The 14326-nt window shown below is 59.9% G+C and carries 14 protein-coding genes, 1 tRNA gene and 2 pseudogenes; 3 read left to right on the top strand and 14 right to left on the bottom strand.

All coding sequences use genetic code 11. The features are described from left to right. From BLX41_RS35810 to BLX41_RS19820, 6 genes are all read right to left on the bottom strand, one after another. Positions 1-167, bottom strand: a 167-nt coding sequence (locus tag BLX41_RS35810) for an ESPR domain-containing protein (RefSeq protein WP_259745036.1), incomplete at its 3' end; no start/stop codon positions are given. Between the two features lie 75 nt (positions 168-242). Beyond that, on the bottom strand, positions 243-1868 hold the full coding sequence (locus BLX41_RS19800; RefSeq protein ID WP_259745037.1) for a ShlB/FhaC/HecB family hemolysin secretion/activation protein: 1626 nt from the start codon (positions 1866-1868) through the stop codon (positions 243-245). A gap of 94 nt (positions 1869-1962) precedes the next feature. Beyond that, entirely contained in the window at positions 1963-2724 is a 762-nt protein-coding gene (locus BLX41_RS19805; protein ID WP_123726258.1) for a fimbria/pilus periplasmic chaperone, read from the bottom strand. After that, positions 2724-5288, bottom strand: coding sequence for a fimbria/pilus outer membrane usher protein (locus BLX41_RS19810; RefSeq protein WP_123726259.1), 2565 nt, complete (start codon positions 5286-5288; stop codon positions 2724-2726). The genes BLX41_RS19805 and BLX41_RS19810 overlap by 1 nt, the downstream gene beginning before the upstream one ends. Before the next feature lie 189 nt (positions 5289-5477). Further along, a complete protein-coding gene (locus BLX41_RS19815; protein ID WP_123726260.1) occupies positions 5478-6221 on the bottom strand; it encodes a fimbrial biogenesis chaperone in 744 nt (247 codons plus the stop codon). A 27-nt stretch (positions 6222-6248) separates the two neighbouring features. Then, the gene (locus tag BLX41_RS19820; protein ID WP_123726261.1) at positions 6249-6812 is read right to left on the bottom strand and encodes a fimbrial protein; all 564 of its coding nucleotides are present in this window, start codon (positions 6810-6812) and stop codon (positions 6249-6251) included. Between the two features lie 509 nt (positions 6813-7321). On the opposite strand from BLX41_RS19820, the pseudogene BLX41_RS37560 reads away from it, so the two are divergent. Continuing rightward, positions 7322-7426 (top strand): annotated as a pseudogene (locus BLX41_RS37560) (DUF932 domain-containing protein); the annotation flags it as partial. Here BLX41_RS37560 and BLX41_RS35815 read toward each other — a convergent pair. The 6 genes and pseudogenes from BLX41_RS35815 to dapA all read right to left on the bottom strand — a co-directional run. Next, positions 7378-7728, bottom strand: a pseudogene (locus BLX41_RS35815) (hypothetical protein); the annotation flags it as partial. The pseudogenes BLX41_RS37560 and BLX41_RS35815 overlap by 49 nt on opposite strands. A gap of 142 nt (positions 7729-7870) precedes the next feature. Then, positions 7871-7960 (bottom strand) — tRNA-Ser (locus tag BLX41_RS19830). An 84-nt stretch (positions 7961-8044) separates the two neighbouring features. Further along, positions 8045-8758, bottom strand: a complete 714-nt coding sequence (gene purC, locus BLX41_RS19835; RefSeq protein WP_011059799.1) for a phosphoribosylaminoimidazolesuccinocarboxamide synthase — start codon at positions 8756-8758, stop codon at positions 8045-8047. 28 nt (positions 8759-8786) lie between these two features. Continuing rightward, positions 8787-9545, bottom strand: a complete 759-nt coding sequence (locus BLX41_RS19840; RefSeq protein ID WP_123726262.1) for an MBL fold metallo-hydrolase — start codon at positions 9543-9545, stop codon at positions 8787-8789. Positions 9546-9549: 4 nt separating this feature from the next. After that, entirely contained in the window at positions 9550-10665 is a 1116-nt protein-coding gene (gene bamC / locus BLX41_RS19845) for an outer membrane protein assembly factor BamC (RefSeq protein ID WP_123726263.1), read from the bottom strand. Positions 10666-10682: 17 nt separating this feature from the next. After that, positions 10683-11561 (bottom strand): 4-hydroxy-tetrahydrodipicolinate synthase, encoded by an 879-nt coding sequence (gene dapA / locus BLX41_RS19850; RefSeq protein WP_123726264.1) that lies wholly within the window; start codon positions 11559-11561, stop codon positions 10683-10685. Positions 11562-11886: 325 nt separating this feature from the next. Between dapA and BLX41_RS19855 the strand changes: the two genes are divergently transcribed. Next, positions 11887-12447, top strand: a complete 561-nt coding sequence (locus BLX41_RS19855) for a glycine cleavage system transcriptional repressor (RefSeq protein WP_102861605.1) — start codon at positions 11887-11889, stop codon at positions 12445-12447. Positions 12448-12456: 9 nt separating this feature from the next. Next, entirely contained in the window at positions 12457-12930 is a 474-nt protein-coding gene (locus BLX41_RS19860) for a peroxiredoxin (protein WP_123726265.1), read from the top strand. A 37-nt stretch (positions 12931-12967) separates the two neighbouring features. Here BLX41_RS19860 and BLX41_RS19865 read toward each other — a convergent pair whose 3' ends face one another. Together BLX41_RS19865 and BLX41_RS19870 are read right to left on the bottom strand one after the other, a co-directional pair. Continuing rightward, entirely contained in the window at positions 12968-14038 is a 1071-nt protein-coding gene (locus tag BLX41_RS19865; protein ID WP_123726266.1) for an AI-2E family transporter, read from the bottom strand. A 33-nt stretch (positions 14039-14071) separates the two neighbouring features. Further along, the gene (locus BLX41_RS19870; RefSeq protein WP_011059792.1) at positions 14072-14311 is read right to left on the bottom strand and encodes a sulfurtransferase TusA family protein; all 240 of its coding nucleotides are present in this window, start codon (positions 14309-14311) and stop codon (positions 14072-14074) included. Positions 14312-14326 lie beyond the last annotated feature (15 nt).

The raw sequence follows: 14326 nt of genomic DNA on the forward strand, positions 1-14326 counted from the left end.
GTCGGCAACGCGAACGCCATAGGCAAAGCGCCTATGCCCAGCAACCCGGCAACCATCACCACCAGGCCTTTGCGGGTTCCGGAACGCCGACGGCGTCGCGCCCCTTCGTCGGCCACACTCCAGCAGCCCTGGGCCTGGTTCCATACCAATGCATAAACCTTATTCACGTTGACTCCTTATTTTACTGATTAACGCCCTGCAACTTTTGCGGGCGGCACTACATCCGAAGCGCTCACACGCCTTCAGAAATACTGAGTCGCGCTTGCCCAGATCCTCGGCGTACGCTCGGGACCGCTGCCTTCCTGGTTGTTGTCCAGGGCCCAGGCACTGGTCACGCTGATCTGTTGCGAAGGACCGCTCCAACTGGCGCCCACACCGGCGCCCGAAAGCTGGCGGCGGTTCTCATCGTGAATCCAGGGGCGTTTGTTGATCTGCACCGCGCCGTGGTCGACAAACGCCTTGAGCTGCCAACGCGGGGCCAGGAGGAAGCGCAGCTCCAGGCTCGCTTGCCAGCCCTGGTCGCCACTGCTGGTGCCTTGGGGATAGGCGCGCACATCGAAGGGTCCACCGATGCTGAATTTTTCCGAGCTATCCAGGTTGGTCGAAGACCATTGACCGTTGAACTGGCCGTAGAGCTGAAAGCGCGGGCTCAGGTACTGCAGGCGCGCAGCATTCAGGTTGAGTTTCTGAAAGCCACCGTTGGTGCCGGCCGTGAAGTGGTCGCGCCACTGGTCCATCGGATCGTCGATGCTCAACCGGCCACTGCCGTAGGTGAGGTAGAAGAAGTTCTGCCCGCCGCCGAGCACGGTGTCCTGGGAGTTGCCGTTGAGGCTCAGGCTCCAGAGTTCCACATGCTTCTGGCTGCTGATTTCGAACAGGTCCATGTCGTCCCGCAGCCGTTTGTCCTCGTACTGCAACTGAGCGCTGAGATCGAAGGTGCGGCTGCGGATCAGCGGTTGAGTGATGAAGACACTGCCGATGCTGGCCTGGCCGTGGGCCTCCAGCAGCTCGAAGTCCCGGCCCAACTCGTAGTTCATCCGCGAATAGGCCACGCCCAGGCTGGTGGACCAGGGGCCTACCGGGAGTTTGTAGGCGGCGCGGTAGTAGCGCTGATCCTCATCGCTGCCCAGCACCCGCAGGTTGAGCTGGTCGCCCAGACGCAACGGGTTGTTGAGGTTGAGGCTGCCCCCCAGGCGGTATTCGCCGGTGTAGTAGCCGCCGAAGTTGTCGGCTTCCAGGGTGCCACTGGCCCAGGGCCCGGGCTGCGCATTGATCAGCAGATCGGTGGTACCCCGCTGCTCACCGGCACTCAGGGTGCCCTTGACCCGAACTCCGGGAAGGTCGCTCAACAGCAGCAGGCTGCGCTCAAGATCGTCACTGCGCACTGCGGTATCGCTTTGCAGCGACGACAGGGGGCCGCTGATCACCGAGTTCAGAGCCCGGGACTGGTTGTTCACTTGAATACGGCCGTAACGGCCTTCCATGACCTCGATACGCACCACGCCGTCCTCGATGTCCTGGGCCGGCAGGAAGGCCCGGGCCAGCATGTAGCCCTGGTTCTGGTAATAGGTGGTCAGGCGCTCGGCAGCCGCGCGCAGCTGGTTCAGATCCAGCTCCTGACCCTTGAGGTCCGCCAGCTCGGCCTGCAGCGTCTCGTTGCTGAACACCTGATTGCCGACGATCACGAAATCGTTGACCTGCAGGCGGATGCCGGAGGTATCCGGAGCCTGGGCAGGGGCGCTCGGCGGCTTCGCCGGCAGGTCCAGTTCCGGCGCCGGCGGCTCCGGCAAGGCCGGTTGCGTGGCCTCAATGTCACGCATCGCCTGCCCGGCGTTGGGCAGCGCGGCGGCCGCCACCCCGGGCAGCATCAACAGCAAGCTCAGGCAGCCCCTGGACAAACGCAGCCGGGGCCGTCCAGGACGACCAGCAAGTGGGTTGTTCGAAGTCTTGTCCAAGGCAACTTCAATCTTGTATTCGCGCACTTCCACTCAGCGTCTCCCCGCTGTCAGTTGCCACTTGGTAATGAACCACCGCCTGATCCGGGGTAATTCCCTGCATATCGGGCAGGGCGATCCGCGCCGAGCCGAAGGGCTCCACGGTGATTCCCTGCAATGTGATTGATCGATTGCCGCTGCCCAGCGCCACCTCGGCGAAGGACACGTAGTACGGGGTCGGGTTGCCGGCCAGCAGCGCAGCGCCAGCCTGCCCCGGCGCCGTAAGGCGCCAGCGCAATTGGCGGACCGCTTCGTCAGCCTTGCCGGGCAAGCCCTGGGGGCGGTACAGCAGCTTCATGCGCATCCGCGATGCCAGCCGCAACAGGTTGTCCTTCGCGGCCGCCAGGGGCGGTACTTCAAGAAAGTTGATCCAGAACACCGACTCACGATCGCCGGGCAGCGGCTCGCCGCTGTAGCGCAGGACCAGTGCTGCGTTCTGCCGAGGCTCGAGCCGGGATATCGGCGGCGACAGTACGAACGGCACCACCAACGCACTGGGATCGGCCTCGGGATTGCCCTTGTCCAGCCAGGCCTGCAACAGGATCGGCGCCCGGCCGATATTGCCGACCCGAATGCTGATGGCCGGCTTGCCGGCGGGATAGATAAACCGCGTACCGACAATCGACAAGTCGGCCTGCGCCCAGCCGCTGCACAAAGCCAGCATCCCCAGTAGCAGCCGACGGCAACCGCGCATGGAACAGGCGATGCCACGTCCGTCTCGATAGCCCATCAGAGCCGCTCCTCTACGGAACTGGCAGGGGTTGCCCGACAGGGTCGCTGGAGCAGGACATAGGCGGTTGACACCGAGTCACGGGGCGGCAACTGATAGTCGATCAGGCACTGCTCATCAGCCTCACCGCCCCACTCCACCCGGATCGTTCCCTGGTCCTGCTCGGACCGCAGCACCAGGCGGCTGCCTTGCCCCACGGCACCCAGCTCGGCACCACTCTGTGCATCGGTCGCCATCGCGGCAAACGGCAATTGCTGGCCATTGGGCTGCTGGCTATCGACCAGGAAGGCCCTGGCCTTGCGGGTCGGATAAGCAAGCATCACCACCGAGCCCGCCACAGGGGCGACGTTACGTGAACTGAGCTGCAACTCGACGTCGTCGGGGATACCACTCGGGTCGATATCCACGGTATTCAATTGATAGGGGCTCAGACTGGTTACCACGGCATATCCATACCGATTGACCTGAGCTCTGCCGGGGCCGACATTGGCGCCCTGAGCATTTGGGGCATACACCAGCCCCGTGGTCTCACTCAGGGTCTGTGAGAACGTCAGCCCCCCCGAATGGAGAATCATGCCCCCCGAAGCCCCCAGGGACTGTTGGCGATAGTCGCTGCCCTGGGAAAAGCTCGAGCTCAGAGAAATCTCTGGCAGGTAATAGTTCAGGCTGGCGTTGCCTGATGTTTCTCGCTGGCGCTGATCCTGGGAGGCCGACACGGCATACGTGACATCTCCACGCTCATCCAGTGATCCGGAAATGCCGCTGGTGTAGTGCGCACCGGAGTTGCGGTCATGGCTGGCATAGGAGTTGATTGTTGTCCCACGTTTTCCGTCACGCCCCAGGGGCACCGACAGACTGAAACTGAAAAAGGTGTTGTCCGCCCCTGGCCCGGACGCTGTCCCGGAGCTTGAGGCGCGCATGCGCTGGGCCGTGAACGAGTAGCTGTTACCGCGCCACTGATTGCTGTAGCCCAGAGAGAAATTCAGGGTCTGGCCCTTACGATTCCAGTATTTGAGGCTGGAGCCGGTGACATAGACCTGGCCGCCAGAATCGCTCAATTGCTGGTTGATGTTCACATCCAGGCGGTCACGCACCCGCGCGAACGACTCGGCGCTGTCACCACGCTCGACGTAATCCTGCAGGGCAACGGCGTCATGTAAGCCCAGGTAGCCTCGAGTGGAGTAGCGATACGCCAACAAGGAAAATTGAGTACCACTGAGGGGCAGATTCTTGCTGTAGGAAAGACGCAGGCTGGTCCCCTGCATGCTGCCGTCCCGGGGTATCTCGGTTCTGGCCTGAGTCAGGTCGAGACCAAAGGCCCCCACGGAGGTATTCAACGCACTGCCGATCAGGGCGGACATGTAACTGCCGGTGAATGAGGTGCCGACGTAACCGGTCACCTGGTTATCCAGCCCATAGTGCATGGTGCCCTGGGCCACATACTGCTTACTGCCACCCAGCCCCGGATCATTCACCTGGCCTGCGGTCAGGCTGTAGCGGGAAGTGCCCGGGCGCAGCAATTGCACAGTGGTGGCAAAAGGCACAGTGAAGTGGCTGGCCTGGCCATCGGCCTCGGTGACCGTCACCTCCAGATCCCCGCCAAAGCTGGCAGCCTGTAAATCGGAAATTTCGAACGGCCCAGGAGCAACCGTCGTCTCGTGGATCAGGTATCCACGCTGATACACCGACACCTTGGCATTGGAGTTGGCCGTGCCCCGTACCTGCGGCGCGTAGGAGCGCAGAGTATCGGGAAGCATGCGCGAATCACTGGCCACTCGAACGCCACGAAACGACACCGCATCGAACAGGTCGGAATCGGTGGTGCTTTCACCCACCAGCAATTGCGAGCGCCAGGCCGGAAGATCGGTCTCGCCATAGATATAGCCAGGTTGATAGTTGCTGCCAGCGTCCGGCGACCAGGTTGCGGTGCCGCTGTGGCGCAAACGTACAGCACCAAGGTTCAAGCCCATGTTGAGGCCGACAAAGCCATTGGTGCGGCGTTGCCCGGCACTCTGCGAACTGAACAGGCTGGTGTTGTAATTCAGTAAGCCCGAGACAATCCCTGTGTCCCAGTTCGACGGATCAACGTAGGTTTTCGACAGGTTCTGCTGCAGGAACATCTGCGGCACGGACAGCTCGATCTTCTGCTCCGCAATTTTGACATGGGTGGCTGCCCTGGAGATGTAAGTGCCCAGGTCGCCGCAGAACAGCCCCTCGCCCATCAGTGGATGGGAAACACCGGCGCCCAACGCCGCATCGGCCTTCTGCAGATCGATCCCCAACTTCTGCAACAACGAACGATCGAAGCAGGGCTCGCTGTTTTGCGACTCATCGCTGGCGCGGAACTCGATTTCCTGCAGTGCTCGCCACTGACCACTCACTACCAGATCAAGCAGGTACTTGCCCGGCGCAACATAACCCAGGCGCTCAAAACGCGAAGTGTCAATGGGCGCTCCCTTGCCTTGGAACAACATATCGCTGTCGAACAGCACTTCCAGGCTGGAAGCCTTATCAAGGTCCTCTTCCGCCTCGGACGCAGTACGCCCTTCGCCCACCACCGCCATTGAACCGCCCATCAGCACGACCGCTAAACAAAGTGACTGCGCAATCGGGGCGAAGCCCCACTCATACAAGAAAAATGGGCGCCTCGGTAATTCGTGCCGACGGCACTGAATACTCAACATAACGAGGTCCCTTACACTCCCACAAAAGCCAAATCCCTGGATTCGAACTACGCCGAATGAGAACTCCAACTAAAGCAACGGCTTCTCCAACGAGCCTCGGCCACCGAAATCGTTAATGACTTCATAGTGAATAGAAGCCTTTGCCGGAGTTACCGGGGCCTTAGCCGGCCAGACAAAAGACTCTTGCCCAAAGGGCGCGACCATACCTGGCTTCAAATCGAAGCGGCGGCCTGCAAGATCAACTTCCATGCTACCGAAAGAGATGTAATACGGTGTTGGATTAACTACTTTAATAACCGGTGACTTCGAACCGCCAGACCGACTCAACTCCCACTTTAGTTTTTCGCCAGCGGAGTCGACATTACCCGGCAAGTTCTGAGGACGAAAAAAAATCTTGATGCGTGTTCTGAATGCAAACTGCAGTACGTTCTCATCACCTTTCTGGCGCGGAGGCGTTTCCAGTACATTCAGCCAGAACAAAGACTCACGATCTTTTGGCAGCGGTTCTCTTGAATAAGACAGCCGCAACACTGCAGAACCTCCGGACTCCAGCCGACTGACGGCCGGAGCCAGAAAGAAAGGCACCTTGATCTCCTCAGGGGATTTGCTGGCATCCCCCTCATCGACCCAACTTTGCGCCAAAAGAACAGAAGAGCCGGAGTTACTTATTTTCAATGTAACTTCCCGGGCATCTTCGGGATAAACCAGCCGCGTGCCTTGCAGGATTATCCCGGCATACGCGACCCCCGAGGACAACCCCAGGAACATGACGCCGATAACGAGTAGATTTACAACACGCGCTGTCGGCGTCATGACCAGCCCCTTAATAACTAACGACTATTACTGATAGGCCAGGGTGTAGCGGATGTAGGAAATACCCGTACCTGCACCCACCGGGTGTACCGTCGAGACATAAGCAGCCTTGTATTTCAGGGTCGCTGTCTTATCCACGATCGAGGCGATTTGCGGAGATGCCTCGGCTTGACCCAAGAAAATTTTCTTTGGCTCGGCGCCGTCGGCGTTATAGATCTGGATCTGTACACCCGTTGCCGGTTTGCTGCCGATCAGCTTGAGGTTGCCAGAAGCAGGATCGACGTTTCCGAGTTGATCGAACTCAATAGAGACCTTTTTACCGGAAGTGCAGCCGTCGCCTGTGAGAACCAGGTTGAAATCTTTCAGAGTGGTGGTATCTCCAACCTTCTCGAAAACTGTAGGCGCGAAGTTACCGAGCTCGAGGTTGAATTCGTTACTTTCTCCAGGTGCCTTGCCGTTAATCTCGCAAGTAACGTCGGAGATGCTACCACTGAACTTGACGATACCATCAGTAGCCTGGGCAAAAGTTGGGACCAACGCTGCCAGCATCAAGCCGGAAGTTGCAATGGAGAGGAGAGTCTTATGTTTCATCTAATTTCCTTTTTCAAATGGCTCATAAGGGGACAAGAGTCAAAAATCCTTTCACCTAAAGAGATCGACAAATCATGCCGCTACCATAGGAGAAACAGACTCACCCACTTTTACTGCGAGTTTATTAATACTGCTGACCTCTATCACTACCGACCAACTTTAATAATGAGAGCGAGCCAGGTTTGTCAGCAGCGGCAACGATACCGAAGCATCGATTGATTTGGATCAAGATCACGCCGACTTGATTTAAAGGAATGCTCCGATAGAGCAACAGGAAATTTCCCACAACTCATAAATCAGCACTAATCACCTACAACATAACGGACAGGATCCGTCAGTAAACTCCCGACATGGGCAATTAACTTTTTTGTAAACCACGAACAACCGTCAACATACTGCCAACCAGGCAAGTGCCGAATAAACTTGGAATACTTATATTTGCAGCTTCAACAGCTGGAGTTCAGGGAAGAGTGCGATAAAAGACGTAGCAGATGAACGACACTGCCAGCGTAGTCCGGCCCCGCGAGGCACTGGAGTTTTATCGGGATCTGAGCCAGCGCCCCGATCACGAATTGGAGACCGTTGGTGTATTGAACGGTGCTAGCAAACTTTGGCAACGATAGACAGGATGGCAGCGACAGCGCTGCACCACCTGTTCGCGCACGTGGTGCGCGACCTTCTCGCTGTGGCCGTTTTCCAGAGCATCCAGCACGTCGCGCAAGCAGCCCGCACGCACGCCGAAACCTCGGGTAGTGACGGCTGGAGTACCGATACGCACCCAGAGGTCACGAAGGGTGAGCGTGGGTCCTTGGGCACAGCGTTTTGTAGGTGGTGATGCAGGCGTTACTCAGGGCCGCACGGCTTCCTTGCCGGTGCAAGACCTGTCGGACAGGGCGATCAGCATCCTGTGGTTATCGTGAAAATGCTCGGTTTCCGGGCCGCCTAGAGCGGCCCTGCATACCGCATCTTTTGCCCTGAAAATGCCCTGACAAATACCACAGAAACGAAAAAGCCCCCGCAATCTTCAATGATTGCGGGGGCTTGGTCTTGTTCAATAATGGCGGAGAGATAGGGATTCGAACCCTAGGTACCGGTGAAGGTACAACGGATTTCGAATCCGTCCCATTCGGCCACTCTGGCATCTCTCCAACGGCGCGCATCATAACAGCACCTTTGCTCGAAGCGAAGCCCCCCGAGCAAATTTTTTCCGTGCTATCAGATGCTTGCGTCGATTACAGCGGTACGCCGAGGCGCTGGGCCACTTCTTCGTAGGCTTCGATCACGTCACCGAGGCCCTGGCGGAAGCGGTCCTTGTCCATCTTCTTCTTGGTGTCCTTGTCCCATAGGCGGCAGCCGTCCGGGCTGAACTCGTCGCCCAGGACGATGGAGCCGTCGCTGAACACACCGAACTCCAGCTTGAAGTCCACCAGCAGCAGACCAGCGTCATCGAACAGCTTGCTCAGGACTTCGTTGACCTTGAGCGACAGCTCTTTCATGCGCGCCAGTTGCTCGGCGGTGCCCCAGCCGAATGCCACAACGTGGGATTCGTTGATGAACGGGTCGCCCTTGGCGTCGTCCTTGAGGAACAGCTCGAAGGTGTAAGGATTGAGCTTCATGCCCTCTTCCACGCCCAGGCGCTTGACCAGGCTGCCGGCCGCGTAGTTACGCACCACGCACTCCACCGGGATCATGTCGAGCTTCTTCACCAGGCACTCGTTGTCGCCCAGCAGTTTGTCGAACTGGGTCGGCACGCCGGCGGCTTCGAGTTTCTGCATGATGAAGGCGTTGAACTTGTTGTTCACCATCCCCTTGCGGTCCAACTGCTCGATGCGCTTGCCGTCGAACGCCGAGGTGTCGTTGCGAAACAGCAGGATCAAGCGGTCGGCGTCGTCGGTCTTGTAAACCGATTTGGCTTTGCCGCGGTAGAGTTCTTCACGTTTTTCCATGATGGGCTCCGCTTGCTAAGTAGGTGGGCTAGGCGATGTGGCGCCAGTCGAGCCCTGAATCTTGATCGGCCAGTTGCAGCCAGTCCGGGTCGCACCCGAGGGTGTCGACAAAACATTGCCGGGCCAGCTGCGGCAGGTTGTTCTTGCTGCTCAGATGAGCAAGGACCAGATGCTGCAGGTCCTGCCATCCCAATTCGGCCACCAGGCTTGCGGCCTGATGGTTGTTCAAATGCCCTTCGTCGCCGCCGACCCGCTGCTTGAGAAAGTACGGGTAATAACCGCGCGCCAGCAGGTCCCGGCAATGGTTGGCCTCAATCATCAAGGCATCCAGGCCACGATAGCCTTCCAGTACGCCGGCACAGTAGGAGCCCAGGTCGGTCAGCAGGCCAAAACGCCGCTGACCGTCGCTGAAGACGAACTGCGTAGGTTCCTGGGCGTCGTGAGCGACGGCAATCACATCAATGCACAAGGCGCCGATCTGCAGTTGCTCGCCACCGCGGACAAAACCCGCAGCCTCCACCGGCTTGCGCATCCCGCGCAAAGTGCCCTGGCTGAGGTAGACCGGTAAATTGTAGCGCCGAGACAGCAAACCCACGCCATGCACGTGGTCGGCATGTTCGTGGGTCACCAGGATGGCGCTCAACTGCGAGGGATGAACTCCCAGGCGCAGCAGGCGCCGCTCGGTTTCCCGCAGGGAGAAACCACAATCCACCAGGATGTAAGTGTCGGCACTGGCGATCAGCGTGCCATTCCCTTGGCTACCACTGCCGAGAACGGCAAAACGCATCGGATCAGCCCAGGTTGTCCTGAATCACGCCCAACACTTTGCGCGCTACATCGGCCGGCGCCACGGTGTTGATGTTCTTCTCGACCGTGACCTGGACGTTGTCGCCCACCTTGCTCAGGCGGACCTGATAGCGCTCGGCACGGGCTTCGATCTCTTCCTTGGCCGGCTTGCTGCCGAACAACTTGCCGAAGAAGCCCGGCTCGTCGTTCTTCTTCTCGGCTTTTTCCGCCAGGTTGATGTAGTACAGGCCCAGGCTGCGGTTGATGTCCTCAACCCGCCACTCGCCCTGCTCCAGGGCGCGGCCGACGCTGGACCAGGCGCGATCGAGGTCGGCGCCCAGGTTCAGCACCGGGTTGCCGCTGCCGTCTTCGCTGAGGCTGACCCGGCTCGGGGTATCGAAATCGCGAGCCGCCAGCAGCGAAACCGAACCGCCCTTCTCGGAGGTACGGCTCATGCTGGCCAGCATATCGTCCACCAGCGCGGCGTCCAGGCCAGTGTTGACCGAACGATTGGTGAACTCCACATCAGCGGTGCTGCCGGCGGGACGCTCGGCACTGACTACGTAGACTTCACTGGTATTGCGCTGCACGCCCGGCTCGATACGGACCCGCACACGGGTTTCGCTGTCGGCGGAGACACCGGCGCTGCTCAGGCGCTTGGCCACGGCAGTGGAAAGCTCGTCGGAACGCTGCCAACTGGTGCTGAACTCGCCGGTTTGCGGACGCTGCTGATCCAGGCGGAAACCGTTGTCCTGGAAGAACTGCACCGCCACTGGCCAGACTTCGGCCGGCGGATGCTGGGCCATGACCCAGCGCGAATCTCCGCTCTTCTGCAGGGTGTAGTCGCTGGCATCGGCAACGGCCGACAGCGGCTGCGGACGAGGCACTTGGTACTCGCCCTTGACGTTGTCGTCAGCCACGTTGCGCGGGATCGGCAGCAACGGATCCAGACGCTTGGCGGTCTGGACATCCGGCGGCAGTTGCATGGGTGCTGTTTGTTGCGCTTGCAGGTAATCGCTACCCCGGTCACGGAAGTAGCCTTCCGGGCCCCAGATCCAACCGCAGCCACTGGTGCTGGAGATAATCAAGGCAAGTGCGGAAAGTCCGGCCATTCGCTTCATGCGTTGTACTTCCTCAATTAAACCAAGACGCCGGACTGGCGCATGGCCTGCCGCAGCGGTTCGTGACAGGCGGCACTGAGCCAGGTGAGCGGCAGACGGATACCGTCCGGCATCAAGCCCATTTCGTGCAGGGCCCATTTCACGGGAATAGGGTTGGATTCGATGAACAGAGTCTTGTTCAGCGGCATCAGGGTTTCGTGGATCTCGCGGGCCTTGGCGGCATCGCCGGCCATGGCTGCGGCGCACATCTGGCTCATGGCCCGAGGCGCTACGTTGGCGGTCACCGAAATATTGCCCTTGCCGCCCAGCAGGATCAGCTCGACGGCGGTGGCGTCATCGCCGGAGTACACCAGGAAATCGTCGGGCACGCCGGCCAGGATGGCCTTGGCGCGCTGCAGGTCGCCGGTGGCTTCCTTGATCCCGATGATGTTTTTTACGCTGGACAGGCGGATCACGGTCTCGGCCTGCATGTCGCATGCGGTGCGGCCTGGAACGTTGTAAAGGATCTGCGGGATATCCACGGCCTCGGCAATGGCGCGGAAATGCTGATACAGGCCTTCCTGGGTCGGCTTGTTGTAGTACGGGGTCACCAGCAGGCATGCGTCGGCGCCGGCGATCTTCGCGTTGGTGGTCAGTTCGATCGCTTCACGCGTCGAGTTGGCGCCGGTACCGGCAATCACCGGGATACGCCCTGCAACCTGGGTTACCACTCGACGAATCACTTCGATGTGCTCGTTGACATCCAGTGTGGCCGACTCACCTGTGGTGCCGACCGCCACGATGGCGTTGGTGCCCTCTTGCAGGTGGAAGTCCACCAGTTTGCTCAGGCTGTCCCAGTCGAGATTTCCCTGTGCATCCATGGGTGTGACCAGTGCCACCATACTGCCCGCAATCATGCAACCGCTCCTGCCGGAAAAAGAGAGCGGTAATGGTACTGGCGCCAAGTTCCTTGCACAAGCGAAGTCCCGCGCCGTGAGCATTCCCCTGAGCGATGGTTTTCGCTACCCTTCAGGCTTTGATCGCTACCGATAAGCGTGTAAACCGGGTTATCGCCTGCCTGCTGGATCCATAAAGCCCCATTCCTGCGTCGCCTGCCTGTGTTCCGGGAGTTTCGGAGCCTGTCGCCGGCTTGCGGTTCAAGGCCCAGAAGATCCGCTTGCAGCGCTTGCCCGGCGCTTGCTTGTCAAATGTATCGACCGCTCATCGCTTTAGGAATGCTGCATGTCCACCCCCACAGTTCGCGAACAATTCCTTGTCATCAGTGCCCTCGGCGCCAACCCCATGGAGCTGACCAACGTCCTGTGCCGCGCCAGCCATGAAAACCGCTGCGCCGTAGTGACCTCGCGCCTGACCCGACATGGCGAGTGCAGCGCCCTGGTGCTGGAGATTTCCGGCAGCTGGGACGCCCTGGCGCGCCTGGAAAGCAGCCTGCCATCCCTGGCCAAGAAGCACGCCTTCACGGTCAACGTGGTGCGCAGCGCCGCCCTGGAAAGCCGCCCCCAGGCCTTGCCTTATGTCGCCTACGTCAGCGCGGCGTACCGCTCTGACATCGTCAATGAGCTGTGCCAGTTCTTCATCGACCACCATGTCGAGCTGGAAAACCTCACCTGCGATACCTACCAGGCTCCGCAAACCGGCGGCACCATGCTCAACGCCACCTTTACCGTGACCCTGCCCGCCGGCACCCAGATCAGCTGGTTGCGCGACCAGTTCCTGGATTTTGCCGATGCCATGAACCTCGATGCGCTGATCGAACCCTGGCGCCCACAGAACCCTATGTAAGGAAGCCCCATGGCCGTTGCTATCGATCAACCTATTGCCGATTTCCAAGCCCCTGCCACCAGCGGCCAGACCGTCAGCCTGTCCGGCCTCAAGGGCAAGCAAGTAGTGATCTACTTCTACCCCAAGGACAGCACCCCGGGCTGCACCACCGAGGGCCAGGGCTTTCGTGATCAATACCCCGCCTTCCAGGCCGCCAACACCGAGATCTTCGGTATCTCCCGCGACAGCCTGAAGTCCCACGAGAACTTCAAATGCAAGCAGGAGTTCCCCTTCGAGCTGATCAGCGACAAGGACGAAGCCGTCTGCCAGCTGTTCGACGTGATCAAGTTGAAGAAGCTCTATGGCAAGGAATACCTGGGCGTGGACCGCAGCACCTTCCTGATCGACAAGGACGGCGTACTGCGCCAGGAATGGCGCGGGGTCAAGGTTCCGGGGCACGTCGACGCTGTCCTGGCAGCAGCCCAGGCACTGAACAAGGCCTGAAACCAACGGGGCGGCTGAATCAGCCGCCCCGCGTTATCTAGAGTAAAGGCGCCACCACCGGATCCTTCCTCGGCCAGGCATCCAGTACAGCCTTGAACAGGGTGGCCAGGGGAATCGCAAAGAAAATCCCCCAGAAGCCCCACAACCCGCCAAACAGCAGCACCGCACAGATGATGGCTACCGGATGCAGGTTCACCGCGCCGGAGAACAGCAGCGGTACCAGCACGTTGCCATCCAGGGTCTGGATGATCCCGTAGACCGCCATCAGATAAATGAACTGGTCGCTCCAGCCCCACTGGAACAGTGCAATCAGCGCCACCGGCACCGTTACCACTACAGCGCCGACATAAGGCACCACCACCGAGATGCCCACCAGCAGCGCCAGCAGGGCCGCATAGTTGAGGCCCAGCGCAACGAAGGCGATGTAGGTCACACCTCCACAGATGACAATCTCGATGACTTTGCCGCGGATGTAGTTGGCGATCTGCCGGTTCATTTCATGGGCGACCCGGGTAATCAGGGTCCGCTCCTGAGGCAGGTAGCCGATGACCCAGCGGCTGATCATCGCCCGGTCCTTGAGGAAGAAGAACACCAGGATCGGCACCAGCACCAGGTAGATCATGATGTTCACCAGCAAGGGCAGGCTGGACAGGGAGAAAGTCAGCGCCCACTGCCCGAACTTGCCGATCTCGCCCCGAGCCACCTCGATGGCCTGCAGTACCTGCTCGTCCGACACCAGGTGCGGATAGCGCTCGGGCAACAGCAGCAACAGCGACTGCCACTTGGCGAGCATGCCCGGCAACTCGTTGAACAGGGTGACGAACTGGTGCCAGAGCAACGGCACCACCACCAGGATGAACACCAGCAGCAGCCCCATGAACAGGGCGAACACCAGTCCCACCGCTGCCCCACCGGGAAGACGCAGGCGCTCCAGGCTCACCACCAGCCCCTGCATCAGGTAAGCCAGGACCATGCCGGCCAGTACTGGCGCCAGCATCCCGCCCAAGGTCAGGACAGCGGTAAAGGCCAGGAACAGCAGGACAGCAAGCACCACCGCCTCTTCATCCGAGAAGTAGCGCTGTATCCAGTCACGTAGCACTTTGAACATCAATGATCCTTAGATGAAAGCGGTGAATGGCCGTCAGGCCTTTTTCAGCCAGTAACGATAGACCCCGGCCTCGTCCTCTTCGCGCAACAGGGTATGACCGGCCAGACGAGCGAAGGTACGAAAGTCACGCTGGGACCCGGCATCGGTGGCAATGACCTTGAGCACCGCACCACTGGCCAGGCGATTGAGTTCCATCTTGGCCTTGAGCAGCGGCAGCGGGCAGTTCAGCCCGCTGGCATCCAGCTCGGCGTCATGGGCGACAACATCGGTCATGGACTTACTCCGATC

The organism is Pseudomonas protegens (assembly GCF_003732485.1).
GTDB classification, from domain to species: Bacteria; Pseudomonadota; Gammaproteobacteria; order Pseudomonadales; family Pseudomonadaceae; genus Aquipseudomonas; species Aquipseudomonas protegens_B.

Bases quoted from the DNA above. Each gene is read 5' to 3' on its own strand.
- BLX41_RS19800 (WP_259745037.1), bottom strand. From the start codon at position 1,868: ATGCTGCCCGGGGTGGCGGCCGCCGCGCTGCCCAACGCCGGGCAGGCG.
- BLX41_RS19805 (WP_123726258.1), bottom strand. From the start codon at position 2,724: ATGGGCTATCGAGACGGACGTGGCATCGCCTGTTCCATGCGCGGTTGC.
- BLX41_RS19810 (WP_123726259.1), bottom strand. From the start codon at position 5,288: ATGGCGGTGGTGGGCGAAGGGCGTACTGCGTCCGAGGCGGAAGAGGAC.
- BLX41_RS19815 (WP_123726260.1), bottom strand. From the start codon at position 6,221: ATGACGCCGACAGCGCGTGTTGTAAATCTACTCGTTATCGGCGTCATG.
- BLX41_RS19820 (WP_123726261.1), bottom strand. From the start codon at position 6,812: ATGAAACATAAGACTCTCCTCTCCATTGCAACTTCCGGCTTGATGCTG.
- purC (WP_011059799.1), bottom strand. From the start codon at position 8,758: ATGGAAAAACGTGAAGAACTCTACCGCGGCAAAGCCAAATCGGTTTAC.
- BLX41_RS19840 (WP_123726262.1), bottom strand. From the start codon at position 9,545: ATGCGTTTTGCCGTTCTCGGCAGTGGTAGCCAAGGGAATGGCACGCTG.
- bamC (WP_123726263.1), bottom strand. From the start codon at position 10,665: ATGAAGCGAATGGCCGGACTTTCCGCACTTGCCTTGATTATCTCCAGC.
- dapA (WP_123726264.1), bottom strand. From the start codon at position 11,561: ATGATTGCGGGCAGTATGGTGGCACTGGTCACACCCATGGATGCACAG.
- BLX41_RS19855 (WP_102861605.1), top strand. From the start codon at position 11,887: ATGTCCACCCCCACAGTTCGCGAACAATTCCTTGTCATCAGTGCCCTC.
- BLX41_RS19860 (WP_123726265.1), top strand. From the start codon at position 12,457: ATGGCCGTTGCTATCGATCAACCTATTGCCGATTTCCAAGCCCCTGCC.
- BLX41_RS19865 (WP_123726266.1), bottom strand. From the start codon at position 14,038: ATGTTCAAAGTGCTACGTGACTGGATACAGCGCTACTTCTCGGATGAA.
- BLX41_RS19870 (WP_011059792.1), bottom strand. From the start codon at position 14,311: ATGACCGATGTTGTCGCCCATGACGCCGAGCTGGATGCCAGCGGGCTG.